At 61.0% G+C, this 16,711-nt stretch carries 15 protein-coding genes; 6 read left to right on the top strand and 9 right to left on the bottom strand.

The window, feature by feature from the left end; genetic code table 11:
- Positions 1–11: 11 nt before the first annotated feature.
- Positions 12–1,478, bottom strand: coding sequence for a type III secretion system outer membrane ring subunit SctC (sctC, locus tag ACP7E3_RS16865; protein WP_426123999.1), 1,467 nt, complete (start codon positions 1,476–1,478; stop codon positions 12–14).
- Between the two features lie 273 nt (positions 1,479–1,751).
- On the opposite strand from sctC, the gene ACP7E3_RS16860 reads away from it, so the two are divergent.
- The 5 genes from ACP7E3_RS16860 (at position 1,752) to cobA (ending at position 7,454) form a co-directional block, all read left to right on the top strand.
- The gene (locus tag ACP7E3_RS16860) at positions 1,752–2,978 is read left to right on the top strand and encodes a CmpA/NrtA family ABC transporter substrate-binding protein (RefSeq protein WP_079444505.1); all 1,227 of its coding nucleotides are present in this window, start codon (positions 1,752–1,754) and stop codon (positions 2,976–2,978) included.
- A 13-nt stretch (positions 2,979–2,991) separates the two neighbouring features.
- On the top strand, positions 2,992–3,567 hold the full coding sequence (locus ACP7E3_RS16855) for an ANTAR domain-containing response regulator (RefSeq protein WP_017845215.1): 576 nt from the start codon (positions 2,992–2,994) through the stop codon (positions 3,565–3,567).
- Between the two features lie 235 nt (positions 3,568–3,802).
- Positions 3,803–5,014 carry a nitrate/nitrite transporter gene (locus tag ACP7E3_RS16850; RefSeq protein ID WP_017845214.1) on the top strand — a complete coding sequence of 404 codons (1,212 nt, stop codon included), beginning with the start codon at positions 3,803–3,805 and terminating at the stop codon, positions 5,012–5,014.
- On the top strand, positions 5,014–6,684 hold the full coding sequence (locus ACP7E3_RS16845; RefSeq protein ID WP_046382428.1) for a bifunctional protein-serine/threonine kinase/phosphatase: 1,671 nt from the start codon (positions 5,014–5,016) through the stop codon (positions 6,682–6,684). Before ACP7E3_RS16850 ends, ACP7E3_RS16845 begins: the two co-directional genes overlap by 1 nt.
- A 26-nt stretch (positions 6,685–6,710) precedes the next feature.
- A complete protein-coding gene (gene cobA, locus ACP7E3_RS16840; RefSeq protein ID WP_108524767.1) occupies positions 6,711–7,454 on the top strand; it encodes a uroporphyrinogen-III C-methyltransferase in 744 nt (247 codons plus the stop codon).
- 60 nt (positions 7,455–7,514) lie between these two features.
- Here the strand turns inward: cobA and ACP7E3_RS16835 are convergent, their stop codons facing one another.
- The 8 genes from ACP7E3_RS16835 to ppsA all read right to left on the bottom strand — a co-directional run bounded on the left by ACP7E3_RS16835 (position 7,515) and on the right by ppsA (position 15,614).
- Positions 7,515–8,498 carry an OmpA family protein gene (locus tag ACP7E3_RS16835; RefSeq protein WP_046382426.1) on the bottom strand — a complete coding sequence of 328 codons (984 nt, stop codon included), beginning with the start codon at positions 8,496–8,498 and terminating at the stop codon, positions 7,515–7,517.
- A gap of 107 nt (positions 8,499–8,605) precedes the next feature.
- Positions 8,606–9,196 carry an RNA polymerase sigma factor SigX gene (sigX, locus tag ACP7E3_RS16830; protein WP_046382425.1) on the bottom strand — a complete coding sequence of 197 codons (591 nt, stop codon included), beginning with the start codon at positions 9,194–9,196 and terminating at the stop codon, positions 8,606–8,608.
- Positions 9,197–9,283: 87 nt separating this feature from the next.
- Entirely contained in the window at positions 9,284–10,108 is an 825-nt protein-coding gene (locus tag ACP7E3_RS16825; RefSeq protein WP_017845209.1) for a mechanosensitive ion channel family protein, read from the bottom strand.
- A 2-nt stretch (positions 10,109–10,110) separates the two neighbouring features.
- Positions 10,111–10,356 (bottom strand): hypothetical protein, encoded by a 246-nt coding sequence (locus tag ACP7E3_RS16820; RefSeq protein WP_005790375.1) that lies wholly within the window; start codon positions 10,354–10,356, stop codon positions 10,111–10,113.
- 86 nt (positions 10,357–10,442) lie between these two features.
- Positions 10,443–11,438, bottom strand: coding sequence for a zinc transporter ZntB (locus tag ACP7E3_RS16815; RefSeq protein WP_017845208.1), 996 nt, complete (start codon positions 11,436–11,438; stop codon positions 10,443–10,445).
- Positions 11,439–11,463: 25 nt separating this feature from the next.
- The gene (rraA, locus tag ACP7E3_RS16810) at positions 11,464–11,955 is read right to left on the bottom strand and encodes a ribonuclease E activity regulator RraA (protein ID WP_017845207.1); all 492 of its coding nucleotides are present in this window, start codon (positions 11,953–11,955) and stop codon (positions 11,464–11,466) included.
- 188 nt (positions 11,956–12,143) lie between these two features.
- Entirely contained in the window at positions 12,144–13,133 is a 990-nt protein-coding gene (locus ACP7E3_RS16805; RefSeq protein WP_046382424.1) for an alpha/beta fold hydrolase, read from the bottom strand.
- Positions 13,134–13,238: 105 nt separating this feature from the next.
- Positions 13,239–15,614: a phosphoenolpyruvate synthase gene (ppsA, locus tag ACP7E3_RS16800; RefSeq protein WP_026139809.1), complete on the bottom strand. Its 2,376-nt coding sequence runs from the start codon at positions 15,612–15,614 to the stop codon at positions 13,239–13,241.
- A gap of 178 nt (positions 15,615–15,792) precedes the next feature.
- Between ppsA and ppsR the strand changes: the two genes are divergently transcribed.
- Positions 15,793–16,611, top strand: a complete 819-nt coding sequence (ppsR, locus tag ACP7E3_RS16795) for a posphoenolpyruvate synthetase regulatory kinase/phosphorylase PpsR (protein ID WP_046382423.1) — start codon at positions 15,793–15,795, stop codon at positions 16,609–16,611.
- The last annotated feature ends 100 nt before the right edge of the window (positions 16,612–16,711 follow it).

Here is a 16,711-nt window from a genome sequence, read left to right as displayed (position 1 = left end):
GAGCGCCTACCTCATTGATCGACATCGCGAATCGACCGCGCAAACGCACGGTGCACCCGTTCGTATTGCGGCTGAGTCAGCGGTGGCGGCCCGACGGTGCCATCCAGGGTCTTGAGCTCGTTGCCCACGGCCCGGGCCTGAATCACAAACAGCCGTACTTCGGCACGCTGGCCAGGCGCAGTGGCACGCCCCTGCGCATCAACATCCCGGCGAAACCCGCCCAACCACAGGCGTTTCCCCTGCGGCATCCGAACGACACTGCTGACGCTGACCCGCCCGACCGCGGTCATTTTCTGACGTCGCCCCGCCTCGCCCATCTGGCGGTCATCCTCAAGGCTCAGCAGCATCTCGATCTCGTTCGCCTCGGCAAACCGCGGCAACGCGCTGACCTGGGTGCCATAGCGTATGGGTTTCCAGTCGGTGCGAGCGACGGCGGGCCCCGGCACGTAGAGTGTGTGGTTATCCTGGAACACCGCAGGAACGTTCTCCTGGGTGAGAATCACCGGCAGTGTCACCACCCGCGCGCGCCGTCGTCGCTCCAGCACGGCGATCTGCGCCATCAGGCGATTGTCCTCCAACGGCTCCAGCACCCGGGTCGCCGAAGTTGATGTGTGGGTTTCCTCGGCCCAGGCCTGGTCGATTTTCTTCAGTTCGTCACGGTCCACATCCACCAGCCACAGCGAAACCTCGATCGCGCGCTTGGGCACATCCAGCTCCGCCACCAATTGCTCGATAAAACGCACCTGGGCAGGCTTGCCCTTGATCAGCAGGCTGTTGGTATCCGGGTAAGGAATCACGGCCAGGCTCTTGTCGGCCAGCAAGCCGGGCGGCCGTTGCGCGGGCGCCTGTTGTTCGCGGGAAAGCACGGTCTCGATCAGCGACGCCATGCCCGGCACATTGACCTTTTCCTCGCCCATGACGTACTCGCGGTCCGCCACATGGGTATTGAGCACCTGCACCACGCCAAACGCCTGCTGGCCCACACGGAGCGCGGCCCGCTGGCGGTCCATCAATTGCGTAAGGTGCAGCACCTGGTCGACATAGTTCGCCGGCCCGGACACATAGAACATCCGGCCCCCGCTCTCCCGCAGCGGGTAGCGGGACTCATCGAGCCCCGAGCGACGCATGAACTCGCGCAGCCTTGAGACGGAAATATGCCGCAGCGTCACCGCCGAGCTCTTCGCTTCATCTGCTGCGTAGAGGTAGAGCACCTGCCCGTCGCTGTACCAGATCAGGTGATGCTGCTCGGCTACCGCCTCCAGCACCTGCTGCGCCCGGCTGAAATCGTAGGTTCCGTCAACGCGTTGCCGAGCCGCCGCCCGGCTGACAACGACCGGCAGGCCGAGAGGCAGCGACAACGCGCTGAAAAACGTGTGCAGGCTTTCGTCCCGCGCCTGGTAAGTCTCACCCCGGGCAGACGCACAGCCCAGCATCAACACCGCGTAAAACAGCCAGCGGCACAGCCGATGGGCGGCCATCGTTGTCGGAGAATCAGCGTACACCGTGGGGTTTCCTGGGCAGTCTGGCATAGGGAAGCGGCCATACTGAAAGCCTGTGGCGTTTCAATCTTGATGGAAAGTTGACGGCGTAACACGCCGTTCCGCCCGTGGCATGTGCCTTGCTATGCACTCTGTATCAGAGCGCGCGCCAACGTCGGAGCGGGCTTACGGACAAAGGCGTCGTTACCCGCAATGGCTCGCGCCGCCATCTGAGGGAGCGACGCTTTTTTTTGAACGAAAAGGTAGGTGTTGATGAACGATTCGGACGGCAACAGCCCGATAAACGACCCGCTGGCCTGGGTCAACGGCAGTGACGCCCCGGAAAAGAGCAGCCTCGACCTGGGCTTCATGGCCTTGAGCGATTGCGCCTCGCTGGTGGTCGCGGCCACCCAGGGCTTCGCGCAACCCTATGGCTTGACACTGAACCTCAAGCGTCAGTCGTCGTGGGCCAACCTGCGCGACAAACTGGTCAGCGGCGAACTGGATGCCGCCCACAGCCTGTATGGGCTGATCTACGCCGTACACCTGGGCATCGGCGGCGTGGCCGCCACCGACATGGCGGTACTGATGGGGCTGAACCAGAACGGGCAGAGCATCAACCTGTCCCACGACCTGCAACAGCAAGGGGTGGTCACTCCTGAGGCACTGGATCGCCACGTGCACCAAAGCCGAACAAAACTGACCTTCGCCCAGACGTTTCCCACAGGCACCCACGCCATGTGGCTGTATTACTGGCTGGCGAGCCAAGGTATCCATCCATTGCAGGATGTGAACAGTGTGGTGGTACCGCCGCCGCAAATGGTGGCGCACCTATTGGCCGGGCGCATCGACGGTTTTTGTGTCGGCGAACCCTGGAGCGCCAGTGCGGTGAAGCAGAACCAGGGCTTCACCCTGGCGACCAGCCAGGCGATCTGGCCGGACCACCCGGAAAAAGTGCTCGGCTGCACCCAAGCGTTCGTCGACCAATACCCCAACACCGCCCGCGTACTGGTGATGGCGATTCTGGAGGCCAGCCGCTTTATCGAGGCGAGCCACGAAAACCGCCGTTCCACCGCGCAGCTGCTCAGCGCCCGCGAGTACCTCGACGCGCCACTCGACTGCATCGAGCCGCGTCTGCTCGGGACTTACGACGATGGGCTTGGCAACCAGTGGCAAGATCCCCACGCACTGCGCTTTTTCGCCGATGGCGAGGTGAACGTGCCCTACCTCTCCGACGGCATGTGGTTCATGACCCAGTTTCGCCGCTGGGGCCTGTTGCGCGAAGACCCGGACTACCTCGGCATTGCCCGCCAAGTGCAGCAACTGGAGCTGTATCGCCAGGCAGCCGATGCCGTCGGCGTCACCGCGAACGCCCAGGACATGCGCAGCAGCCAACTGATCGACGGCAAGATCTGGGATGGCTCCGCCCCCGCCGCCTACGCCCGCAGCTTCCGCCTGCATGCCCTGGCTGACCACACCAGCCGCCACGCCTTGCGCTGACAGGAGGACCAATATGTTGCGAATCCTGTTGATCAACGACACACCGCGCAAGGTCGGGCGCCTCAAGGCGGCACTGACCGAGGCCGGGTTTGAGGTGATCGATGAGTCGGGCCTGACCATCGATCTGCCTGCGCGCGTCGAAACGGTGCGGCCGGACGTAATCCTGATCGATACCGAGTCACCCGGCCGCGATGTGATGGAGCAAGTGGTGCTGGTCAGCCGCGACCGACCGCGTCCGATCGTGATGTTTACCGACGAACACGACCCGGACGTCATGCGCCAGGCCATCAAATCCGGCGTCAGCGCCTACATTGTCGAAGGTATCCAGGCCCAACGCCTGCAGCCGATCCTCGACGTGGCCATGGCCCGCTTCGAAAGCGACCAGGCCCTGCGCGCCCAGCTGCAGGCCCGCGATCAACAGCTGGCCGAGCGCAAGCGCATCGAACTGGCCAAAGGCATGCTGATGAAAATGAAGAACTGCAACGAGGAAGAGGCCTACACCCTGATGCGCCGCCAGGCCATGAGCCGCCAGCAGAAACTGATCCAGGTGGCGGAGCAGATCATCGCCATGAGCGAGTTACTGGGCTAACCCTCCTCGACAGCGGCTACGGCAGATTGGCCCAGGACTTGCTAAGTATTCAACACAGGTAACCAACGGCGGTTGCCCCTTCACGACAAAGACGTCGCACACCCGGTTTGCCCTCGCGAACCCGGTGGCGGCGTTTTTTTGTTTTGGCCCTTTGACACGGGGCCGGTGGGGCGGCCGTAGCCGGCTGTTCCATCACCAGGCCTTCTTACAAGACTCCCAACCGTTGAGGTGCGTGATGAAATCAAGCTTCTGGAAATCCGGGCACACCCCGACCCTGTTTGCCGCGTTCCTGTATTTCGACCTGAGCTTCATGGTCTGGTACCTACTGGGCCCGCTGGCGGTGCAGATTGCCGCCGACCTGCACCTGACCACGCAACAACGCGGCCTGGTGGTGGCGACCCCCATCCTGGCAGGCGCGGTGCTGCGTTTTCTGATGGGCATGCTGGCGGACAGACTCTCGCCCAAGACCGCCGGGCTGATCGGCCAGGTGATTGTGATCGCCGCACTCTTCGGCGCCTGGAAACTCGGCATCCACAGCTATGAACAAGCCCTGTTGCTGGGGCTGTGCCTGGGGATGGCCGGAGCGTCCTTCGCGGTCGCCCTACCGTTGGCGTCCCAGTGGTATCCCGCGGAGCACCAGGGCAAAGCCATGGGCATCGCCGGCGCCGGCAACTCGGGCACTGTGTTCGCAGCCATATTGGCACCGGTGCTTGCAGCGGCGTTCGGCTGGAGCAATGTGTTCGGTTTCGCCCTGATTCCGTTGATCCTGACCCTGATCATCTTCGCCTGGCTTGCGCGCAATGCCCCCGAACGCCCGAAGGCCAAATCCATGGCCGATTACTTCAAGGCCCTCGGCGACCGTGACAGCTGGTGGTTCATGTTTTTCTACAGCGTGACCTTCGGCGGCTTTATCGGCCTGGCCAGCGCCCTGCCCGGCTACTTCAACGACCAATACGGCCTGAGCCCGGTGACCGCCGGCTACTACACCGCCGCCTGCGTGTTCGGCGGTAGCCTGATGCGCCCACTCGGCGGCGCCCTGGCCGACCGTTTCGGCGGGATTCGCACGTTGCTGGGCATGTACAGCGTGGCAGCGATCTGCATCGCTGCGGTGGGTTTCAACTTGCCCAGCTCCTACGCGGCCCTGGCACTGTTCGTCTGCACCATGCTCGGCCTTGGCGCCGGTAATGGCGCGGTGTTCCAGTTGGTGCCCCAGCGTTTCCGCCGCGAGATCGGCGTAATGACCGGCCTGATCGGCATGGCCGGCGGTATCGGCGGTTTCGCCCTGGCAGCAGGCATGGGTGCGATCAAACAAAGCACCGGCAGCTATCAACTGGCCCTGTGGTTGTTCGCCAGCCTTGGCGTACTGGCCTGGTTCGGCCTGCACGGCGTCAAGCGCCGCTGGAGAACCACCTGGGGCTCGGCTGCCGTGACCGCCGCGCGCGTCTGATGAGCCTGCACCTGAGCGTCGCCCAGGCCAGCGCCATCGGCCCGCGCGCCGAGAACCAGGACGCCCTGCGCGTGGTCACGCCCCTGGCGGAGCTGGCTGCGAGCAAGGGTTACCTGTGCGCCATCGCCGACGGTGTCAGCCAATGCGCCGACGGCGGTCTGGCCGCACGCTCGACCTTGCAGGCGTTGGCCCTGGACTATTACGCCACGCCGCAAACCTGGGGTGTGGCCCAGGCGCTCGAACGTCTGTTGCTGGCGCAGAATCGCTGGCTGCGGGCCAATGGCGGTGGCCAGCCGTTGCTGACCACCCTCAGTGCCCTGGTGTTTCGCGGGCAACGCTTCACCTTGGCCCACGTCGGCGATTGCCGGGCGTATCGCTGGCTGGACGGCGAATTGCAGCGCATCAGCGAAGATCATGTATGGGAACAGCCGGGCATGCAGCATGTGCTCAAGCGCGCGCTCGGCCTGGATCAACACCTGGTGCTGGATTTTCTCGACGGCCAATTGCGCGAGGGCGAATGCTTCCTGCTGCTCAGCGACGGTGTGTGGGCGACTTTGGGTGATCACAGCATCAGTGCGATCCTGCGCGAGCAGACCGACCTCGATCTGGCGGTACACACCCTGGTCACCGCCGCACACTTGGCCGGCAGCCAGGACAACGCCAGTGCCCTGCTGGTACGCATCGATAAACTCGGCGCCGCGACCCTGGGCGACGCGCTGGTGCAATTGCAGCAATGGCCGCTGCCACCCGCGCTGAAAGCCGGGCAACAGTTCGAAGGCTGGCAGGTGGAAAGCGTATTGGCGCAGAGCCGCCAGTCGTTGCTGTACCGGGTCCGCGATGCCCAGCAGCAACCCTGGTTGCTGAAAACCCTGCCCCTCAGCCGTGACGATGACAACGACGCCGGTCAAGCCTTGCTGTCGGAGGAATGGTTTCTGCGGCGGGTGGCCGGGCGCGCGTTTCCTGAAGTCCACGCGGCCAGCGGGCGTCAGCACTTGTACTACGTGATGCGTGAATATCCGGGGCAAACCCTGGCGCAATTATTCCTGCAACAGGGCCCATTGCCCCTGGCGCAATGGCAATTCGTGGCCGAACGTTTACTGCGGGCGGTGGGTCTGTTGCATCGTCGGCAAATACTGCACCGTGACATCAAACCGGAGAACCTGCTGCTGGGTGACGATGGTGAGTTGCGCGTACTGGATTTCGGCCTGGCCTACTGCCCGGGTCTCTCCGAGGATCGCGCGCATGTACTGCCCGGCACACCAAGCTTTATCGCGCCCGAAGCGTTCCAGGGCGACCGTCCCACAGCCCAACAAGACTTATACAGCGTAGGTGTCAGCCTGTATTACTTGCTGACTGGGCATTACCCCTACGGTGAAATTGAGGCTTTCCAACGGCCCAGATTCACCCAACCGGTCAGCGCCAGCCGCTACCGCCCCGACCTGCCGGACTGGTTACCGCTCAGCCTCGAGCGCGCGGTGGCGGCTCAACCTGCACAACGCTATGAAACCGCCGAAGAATGGCTGCTGGTGCTGGAGCAGGCAGACCGACGGGAACTGAGTGTCCGCCCCCGGCCGTTGTTGGAGCGGGAACCCTTGAAGGTCTGGCGCACCCTGGGGTTGCTCTCGATGCTGATCAATCTGACGCTTCTTTACTTACTCTTTCACCGCTGACGTCATCTCTAGACGAGGGAAAACACATGAACGCAAAAGTCTGGCTGGTGGGCGCGGGCCCTGGCGACCCGGAGCTGTTGACCCTCAAGGCGGTTCGGGCGATGAACTGCGCCGATGTGGTGCTGATCGATGATCTGGTCAACCCGCAGGTACTGGAACACTGCGCGGCAGCGCGGGTGATCACCGTCGGTAAACGTGGGGGCTGCCGCTCAACGCCGCAGGACTTCATCCACCGCCTGATGTTGCGCTACGCCCGCCAGGGCAAGTGCGTGGTGCGGCTCAAGGGCGGCGACCCGTGCATTTTCGGGCGCGGTGGCGAAGAGGCGATGTGGCTGCGCGAACGCGGCGTCGAAGTCGAGTTGGTCAACGGGATCACAGCCGGGCTGGCGGGCGCGACGAACTGCGCGATTCCACTGACCTTGCGTGGTGTCAGCCGCGGCGTGACGCTGGTCACAGCGCACACCCAGGACGACAGCAGCCTTAATTGGCGCGCGCTGGCGGAAGGCGGGACGACACTGGTGATCTATATGGGGGTGGCGAAGCTGGAAGAGCTTCGTCAGCAGTTGCTGGAAGGCGGGATGGCCGCGGATATGCCCGTGGCAATGATCGAAAATGCCTCATTGCCGCAGCAGCGGGAGTGCCGTAGCCATTTGTCGCAGATGCACGAGGATGCACAGGCGTTCGCCCTGAAGAGCCCGGCGATCCTGGTGATCGGCAGTGTCGCCGCCACCTCGCAAGCAGCGAACGTCGCAGCGGCAGCCAGCGCCTGAGGCAAACCCCAGGCGAAAAAAAACCCGGCCGAAGCCGGGTTTTTTTCTACTACTCAGTAATTACTGAGCAGCTTGAGCTTCAACAGCAGCTTCTACGCGACGGTTGATAGCGCGGCCAGCTTCAGTTGCGTTGTCAGCAACTGGGCGGGATTCGCCGTAACCTACCGAGCTAATGCGGCTAGGAGCTACGCCGTCTTTAACCAGGACTTGCTTAACAGCGTCAGCACGACGCTGGGACAGCTTCTGGTTGTAGGCGTCTGGGCCCACGGAGTCAGTGTGACCAGCCACTTCTACGTGGGTAGCTGGGTACTGCTTCATGAAGTCAGCCAGGTTTTTCACGTCGGCGTAGCTGTTAGGCTTAACCACGGACTTGTTGAAGTCGAACTTAACGTCCAGCTCAACACGAACAACGTTGGCAACCGGTGCTTCTGGCTCTGCAACTGGCTCTGGAGCTGGTGCTGGGGTAGGAGCTGGAGCAACTGCGCCAGCGTTACCGCCGAAGTTCACACCCAGGCCGACCAGTGCGGAGTAATCCCACTTGCCGTTGTCCAGTGCGTAGTCAGCTTCAACACCGGCACGAGCGTACAGGTTGTTGGTGAAGTAGTACTTCACGCCAGTACCAGCGATGAGCTGGGTAGTTTGGTCGCGACCGCTGTGGCCGTCAGCACGAACGTTGCCACGGCTCTGGTGACCGACACCGCCTTCTACGTATGGACGCAGGGAGTCGACGCCAGCTTGACCGAAGTGATACTGGGCCACGAGGCTGGTGGTATCGCCTTTGATCTTCTGGCTACCGGTACCGTCGTTCGAACGGGTGTGGTTGGTCTTGTCGTAGGACAAGTCCAACGACAGGTCGTCGGTCAGGAAATAACCAATGCGAGCGCCTGGGTTGAAGCCGTCTTCGATATGATTGACGCTATCGTTGTACTGCTTCTTGTAGAACAGCTCGCCTTCAACTGCGCCTTGGCCTTGTGCCAGAACGCCGAAAGAAGTAGCGGCAATAAGAGAACCAATGGCCAAGCCCAAGGTGTTTTTCAGTTTCATCCGTTAAATCCCCATCTGGTGATTGTAAAGCAGTCCCACAAACCGGGGGACAACTCGGCGACAAGTCTAACAGAACTTGCCTACACGTAAGAGATATTTGCCACGCACTAAGTTTCAGTCTCGCCCGCAAATTTCTCACGTAATTTATCAAGAGCACGTTTGTAACGCATTTTTGTAGCACTCAAACCCATATGCATGATGTCAGCGATTTCCTGAAATTCCAGCTCTGCGACAAAACGTAGCACCAGAATTTCGCGGTCAATCGGGTTCACATGCACCAACCAGCGATCAAGTCCGCCCTTCTCCTCGGGTGCCGGCGTCTTTTCTTCAGACGCCTCCTCAAGGGGGTCCAGACTCAAGGCGTCCATCAAGCGACGCTTTCGCCGTTCCTTACGATACTGCGTGATGCACTCGTTGTACGTGATGCTGTAGAGCCAGGTCTTGAACTTCGATTTGCCCTCGAAGTTCTTCAGGCCATACAACACCTTGAGCATCACTTCCTGACAGACATCATCCGCATCTCTATCGTTCCCTAAATACCTTGAACAAACGTTGAACAGAGTGCGTTGATATCTGCGCATCAATTCTTCATACGCGCGTGTTACGTGAAACAGCTCCGTGTGCGAGCGCGCGACCAACTCCTCATCAGAGAGCTCACGGGGGTCATAGCGCGTGGACAGCGTTTGGGCTTTATTCAAAACAAGTCGTGCCGACAGTCAGGTCAATGTCCGCCACAGCCCGGTCACCCGGGTTCGCGGCGGCGTACATTAGCAGGGTTTGCCGGGTTAGCGGCTACTGACCTGCTGCTCCAGGAGAATCCGATTGGACAGCGACACCAGGTCGCCGTCATCGGTCAGCACAGTTGTCTTGACCGTACCGATCTCCTCGATTTGCCCCTCGACCTCGCCCACACGCACGTGCTGCCCTACCTGATACAACTCACGCACATAGATTCCCGCCAGAATCTGACCGGCAATTTCCCGACTTCCCAGACCCATGGCCAGCGCAACGGCCAGACCAACGGTAATCAAAACAATCACAATCACGTGGTTGAGCAGGTCAGTCTTGACCTCCAACTGGCTGATCGCGACGGAAATACTGATGATGATCACGAGCCCCTGGGCGATTCGCCCCAGGCCTGCCGCGTAGTCCAGCCCGACCCCTTCAGCGGCCCCGCGTACCAACCCGTTGGCTAATTGTGCGAGCAAAACGCCGACGAGAAGCACCAGCGCGCCGCCGAATACCTTCGGCAAATACAGTGCCAGCATGTCCAGCGTAGCTGAAACTCGCTCAAGGCCAAGGGATTGAGCCGCAGAAACCAGAAAAATCAACAAAACGAACCAGTAAACGATCTTGCCGATCAAGGTCGAGATCGGCACTTGCAGCCCGGCGCGGCCGAGCAGCTTGGTCAGGCCGGTGCCTGCCATCAAACGGTCCAGACCGAGTTTGGCGAGCAGCTTGGACAGCAGGGTGTCGAGCAGCTTGGCCACGACAAAACCCAGCAATACCAGGACCAGCGCCCCAAACAGGTTGGGAATGAAATTCGCCACCTTGGTCCACAATGCGGTCATCGCGGTGACCAGGCTCTGGGTCCAGAGATCAAGTTCCATATTCAATCAGCCTTATCAGCAGTGCGAGCAAGAGGTTTACGACGGGAAACCGGCGAGACGTGGGCCGAACCATTGTTCAGGGCCATCATCAACGCCGGCAGCCAACGACCGAGCAGACCGAACAGATCCCCCGCCCCGACCTGACGGTTGGCGGTTTTCAACACGCGGCCCAGGCAGGCATCGTCATCCCGGTTGGATGGCGAAGCATTGAGCATGTCACGCAAAGACTGTTCGAACGGATCGTGCATAAAGACCTCTCGCAAGTGTTTTAAAAGACGAGGGTTAAATTCCTGAGGTCACATCGGCCCCTTCCTACGTTCAGGTCATATTCAGCTCAAACCCAGCGCAATCGTCGAAATAGCCACCATTGTCCGAGCGCCACCGAGACCATCAACAGGCAGGCAATCACAAATCCATAAGGGCTGGCGGAGAACGGTATGCCCCCCACATTGATACCTAACAAGCCGGTCAGAAAACTCATCGGCAGGAAGATCCCGGTGATGATCCCGAAGCGGTACATTGTACGGTTCATGCGTACGCTCAAGCGCCGATCTTCGGCCTCCAGCACAAGCCCCACGCGCTCCCGGGTCAATTCGAGTTCTTCCAGGTAGCGGGTCAGGCTGTTGTTCAATTCGTTCCAATAGTCGGCATCGTCATCACAGAACCACGACAATTTAATCCGCGTCAGTTGGGCAAAGATATCCCGCTGCGGCGCCAGGAATCGCTTGAGCCCGGCCGCTCGCCGACGGATCTGCAAAATGCTGCCATGCTCCGGGGTATACCGTTCGTCGGTATCGAGTTTTTCTTCCTCTACGTCGACGATTTCAGACAGGTCGGACACCAGGTCCTGGACTTTGTGCGTCAGGTACTGCGCCATATACAGGATGAGTTCAGACGCGGTTTTTGGCCCCTTGCCATCCGCCAACTGCACCAGCAACTCATCGGTGGCGCGCAACGGGCGCAAGCGCAGGGAAATCACCCGGCTGGCAGCGGCGAAGATACGCACCGAAACCATGTCTTCCGGCTCGGCGCCAGGGTTGAGGTTGACCCCGCGCAGGAACAGCAGGAGTTCCGCGTCCGGCAACGGCAACAGGCGCGGGCGGGTGTTCTCCTCCAGCAGCAGGTCACAGGCGAACTCACTCAAGCCACTGGCCTTGCGCAGCCAAGTCTGGGTTTGCGGGTGGCTGCGATCCCAATGCAGCCACAGGCTTTCCTGGGGCTGCAGTTGCAATTGGTCAAGCTCAGTTCGGGCAATCGAACGCGCACCGCCTTTACCATCCAGCACCAGGGCATGCACCAGGCCCCACTGCGCGTTTTCTTCCTCGAACATCCTCACCCCTGTCGGTTATTGCGGTTTATTCAGGCATTTTCAGCGGGCTGGGCGACACGATCACGCCATTATTGTCGGCGTAGATGTATTCACCCGGACGGAATGTCACACCGGCAAAGGTCACTGCCACGTTCAAGTCGCCAATGCCGCGCTTGTCAGTCTTCATCGGGTGGCTAGCCAACGCCTGCACGCCGAGGTCGGTCTGGGCGACGACGTCGACATCCCGGATGCAACCGTAGATCACCAGCCCTTCCCAACCGTTTTTCGCGGCTTTCTCGGCGATCATGTCGCCCAGCAGCGCGCGACGCAGGGAGCCACCACCGTCGACCACCAGCACCTTGCCGGCGCCTGGCTGGTCGGCCTGCTCCTTGACCAGGGAGTTATCTTCGAAGCATTTGATGGTGACGATCTCGCCGCCAAAGGAATCGCGGCCGCCGAAGTTGCTGAACATCGGCTCGGCCACCTGCACCAGTTCCGGGTAGGCGTCGCAAAGATCGGGAGTGACGTAGTGGTTCATTGAAAATTTCCTTTCTGTCAAAGACGTGTCTTTCGAAAGAGGCGCCGGCCGAAGCAGCAGCAAAACATCCCATCCGTTTCGCCGTTACGCAATAGCCACTGCGCGACTGAATATGACCAGAAGCATTTAACGCGTCATATCTTAGCCGCAACCAAAGACGAGCGAAACGCCCTTGGCAGAGCGCTGCGTCAAACTACGACCAATGCATCAGCCTGAGCACCCAACAATGGTGTCAGCGGATCTTTCAGCCATTGCGCCACCAACGGCCAGACCTCGGCCTGGGCCGCTTTGCTGACCAACATCTCCACATGCCCGAAATCCCCGGTAAAACCTTGTTGGCGCCCCAGGCGCAGGTATTGCCGCGGCGCCGAGCCGACTTGTTCGTACAGCTTGCGGCAGGCCCAGTCCGGGTCCTGCTGGTCGCCGGCGGCACTGACGACCAGCAGCGGCACGTCGACTTCCGCCAGGCCTTTCCACCAATCACGGCCGGCCTCGCCAAACCGGCCGAAGAGGCCATGCCAGCGCATGCTCTCGATCATTACGCCCACCGGCTCGTCCTCGGGGCCGCGCTTGAGCCGCGGGCCGGACAACTGGCCAAAGCGCTTCAGGAGCAAGCGAGCGCCCCACTCCAGCGGTGGAATTTTCAACGGCCAGTAGGTGCGACTGACCTGGCTGCCGAACAGCGCCACTGAAGCCACCGCCGGCGCACCGAGGTACTGGCCACCCAAGGCCGCCGCCAGGGTGGTGCCGCCCAGGGAATGCCCGATCCAGTGGGGAATCTGCGCGCTCTGTTCGCGCACGAACGCACCGATGGCCGGCAAATCGTAGCGGGCGTAGTCCGCGACCCGATTGCGGGTGTAGTCCTGATTGCGCTTGGACAGGCCGTGGCCGCGCATTTCCGGTATCCACACATCGAACCCCTGGCGTGCCAGGTAGGCGCCCAGGCCGACACCTTTGGGCGAGTACCAGAAGCGCCGGTTGGAAAAGCTGCCATGTAACAAAATCACAGGGATGCCGCGGTTTTGCGCGACATCGGCCAGGCCCAGACGCGTCACGGCTAGCTCGACGGTGCCGTCGGGGCTGTTGCCGGGTTTGAGCCGGTACACATCTTCACTCAGGTCGCCACGACGTTCAGCGCTGATCAGGGCGACGGGAAACAGGTTGCTGCTGCTTTGCATAATGCTCTTGCACAAAAAAGGGCGGCGTCCGGAAGGAGTTCCGCCCTGTACAGATAAGAATGCCGGCCAACCTGACGATTGACCGGCACTTTTGACGCGTCGACCTTAGGCGGACGCTTGGCCTTCCGCCAGGAAGAACCAGGTTTCCAGCACCGAATCGGGGTTCAGCGAGACGCTTTCGATGCCCTGCTCCATCAGCCATTTGGCCAGGTCAGGGTGATCGGAAGGGCCTTGGCCGCAAATGCCGATGTACTTGCCGGCCTTGTTACAGGCCTGAATGGCGTTGGCCAGCAGCTTCTTGACCGCAGGGTTACGCTCGTCGAACAGGTGCGCGATGATCCCCGAGTCGCGGTCCAGGCCCAGGGTCAGCTGGGTCAGGTCGTTGGAGCCGATGGAGAAACCGTCGAAGAACTCCAGGAACTCTTCGGCCAGAATGGCGTTGGATGGCAGCTCGCACATCATGATCACGCGCAGGCCGTTTTCACCACGGGACAAGCCGTTTTCGGCCAGCAGGTCCACCACCTGGCTCGCTTCGCCCAGAGTACGGACGAACGGCACCATGATCTCGACGTTGGTCAGGCCCATCTCGTTGCGCACGCGCTTGAGGGCGCGGCACTCGAGCTCGAAGCAATCACGGAACGCTTCGCTGATGTAACGCGAGGCGCCACGGAAACCCAGCATCGGGTTTTCTTCTTCCGGCTCGTAGAGCTTGCCGCCGATCAGGTTGGCGTATTCGTTGGACTTGAAGTCCGACAGACGCACGATGACCTTTTTCGGGTAGAACGCCGCGGCCAGGGTGCTGATGCCTTCCACCAGCTTCTCGACATAGAAGCCCACCGGGTCGTTGTAGCCAGCGATGCGCTTGTCGACGCTGTCCTTGATTTCCGGCGGCAGGCCGTCGTAGTTCAACAGGGCCTTGGGGTGGACGCCGATCATGCGGTTGATGATGAATTCCAGGCGAGCCAGGCCCACACCGGCGTTCGGCAGTTGCGCGAAGTCGAAGGCACGGTCCGGGTTGCCGACGTTCATCATGATCTTGAACGGCAGGTCAGGCATCGCATCGATGGAGTTTTGCTTGATGTCGAAGCCCAGCTCGCCTTCGAAGATAAAGCCGGTATCGCCTTCGGCGCAGGATACGGTCACACCCTGGCCATCCTTGAGCAGTTGGGTGGCGTTGCCGCAACCGACTACCGCAGGAATCCCCAGTTCACGGGCGATGATCGCCGCGTGGCAGGTACGCCCGCCACGGTTGGTGACGATGGCGCTGGCGCGCTTCATCACGGGTTCCCAGTCCGGGTCGGTCATGTCGGAGACCAGCACGTCACCGGGCTGGACCTTGTCCATCTCGGACACGTCCTTGATGATCCGCACCTTGCCGGCGCCGATGCGCTGACCGATGGCGCGGCCTTCCACCAGCACAGTGCCGGTTTCCTTGAGCAGGTAGCGTTCCATGACGTTGGCCGAAGTGCGGCTCTTCACGGTTTCCGGACGCGCCTGCACGATGTACAGCTTGCCGTCGTCGCCGTCTTTGGCCCACTCGATGTCCATCGGGCACTGGTAGTGCTTCTCGATGATCATCGCCTGTTTCGCCAGCTCGCTGACTTCAGCGTCGGTCAGGCAGAAGCGCGCGCGCTCGGCCTTATCCACGTCGACGGTTTTCACCGAGCGACCGGCCTTGGCCTCGTCGCCGTAGATCATCTTGATGGCCTTGCTGCCCAGGTTACGGCGCAGGATGGCCGGGCGACCCGCTGCGAGGGTGCCCTTGTGTACGTAGAATTCGTCCGGGTTTACCGCGCCTTGTACGACGGTTTCGCCGAGGCCGTAGGCGCCGGTGATGAACACTACGTCACGAAAGCCCGATTCGGTATCCAGGGTGAACATCACACCGGCGGTGCCGGTTTCCGAACGCACCATGCGCTGCACGCCGGCAGACAGGGCCACCAGCTTGTGGTCGAAACCTTGGTGTACACGGTAGGAAATGGCGCGATCGTTGAACAGCGAAGCGAACACTTCCTTGGCTGCGCGGATCACGTTTTCCACGCCGCGGATGTTGAGGAAGGTCTCCTGCTGGCCCGCGAAAGAGGCGTCGGGCAAGTCTTCGGCGGTGGCCGAGGAGCGCACGGCGACAGCCATGTCCGGGTTGCCGGCCGACAGCGTGGCGAACGCCGTGCGGATTTCTTCGTTGAGTTTCTCGGGGAACTCGGCTTCCATGATCCACTGACGGATCTGGGCGCCGGTCTTGGCCAGGGCGTTGACGTCATCGACGTCCAGAGCGTCCAGCGCGGCGTGGATCTGGGCGTTGAGGCCGCTCAGTTCGAGAAAATCACGGTAAGCCTGGGCGGTGGTGGCAAAACCACCTGGCACCGAGACGCCAGCGCCTGCAAGATTACTGATCATCTCGCCGAGGGATGCGTTCTTGCCCCCTACGTGCTCCACATCATGGACGCCGAGCTTATCGAGGGAAACTACGTACTCTACCAAGGTGATCTCTCCACTTTCTGTATTGGAAAAGCTCAGGACGCCGGCTGCTCAGTAGGAGCATTCGCCAGCGCTTGTGGCCTGGACCTGGAAAATAAGTGAGAATGCGGCCCACAGAGGGACGGCAAAATCGCGCCTATCATATCCAAGATTCGCCATCAGCTTAAGGCCCAGGGCTCAAATGAAACGATCTGCTTTCTTTATTTCCGACGGCACCGGCATCACAGCCGAAACACTGGGCCAAAGCCTGCTCGCGCAGTTCGAAAACGTTACTTTCGCCAAATTCACGCGGCCGTATATCGACAACGCGGATAAAGCGCGGGCCATGGTACAACAAATCAATCTGGCGGCAGAAAAAGACGGCTTTCGTCCGATCATTTTCGACACCATCGTCAATCAAGACATTCGTGAGATCCTTGCTACGTCCAATGGTTTCATGATCGACATTTTCTCGAGCTTCCTGGCGCCGCTGGAACAGGAGTTGAGTGAACATTCCTCCTATTCCGTCGGAAAGTCCCATTCCATTGGGCATAACTCCAACTACATGGAGCGTATCGAGGCGGTGAACTTCGCCCTCGACAACGACGACGGAGCCCGCACCCACTACTACGACAAGGCCGACATCATCCTGGTGGGCGTGTCGCGCTGCGGCAAGACCCCGACTTGTCTGTACATGGCCATGCAATTCGGCATCCGCGCGGCCAACTACCCGCTGACCGAAGACGACATGGAACACCTGACGCTGCCGACTGCCCTGCGCGCGCATTCGCACAAGCTGTTCGGGCTGACCATCGACCCGGACCGCCTGACGGCCATCCGCAACGAGCGCAAGCCCAACAGCCGCTACTCCAGCTATGCCCAGTGCGAATTCGAAGTGCGCGAAGTGGAAAATCTGTTCCGTCGAGAGAACATTGCGCACATCAATTCCACGCATTTCTCGGTGGAAGAGATCTCGGCGAAAATTCTGGTGGAGAAAGGCGTCGAACGCCGCTTTAAATAATCTGTTTGTCTGAACCGACACCATCGCGAGCAAGCCCGCGCCCACAGGAAAATGCATTCCAAAGGTGGGAGCGGGCGGGCTCACGATGAACGATAACTCG

The organism is Pseudomonas sp. PSPC2-3 (genome assembly GCF_049898265.1).
GTDB classification, from domain to species: domain Bacteria; phylum Pseudomonadota; class Gammaproteobacteria; order Pseudomonadales; family Pseudomonadaceae; genus Aquipseudomonas; species Aquipseudomonas veronii.
The sequence above is the reverse complement of the archived record's forward strand: the minus strand, read 5'-3'. Positions and strand labels throughout refer to the sequence as shown.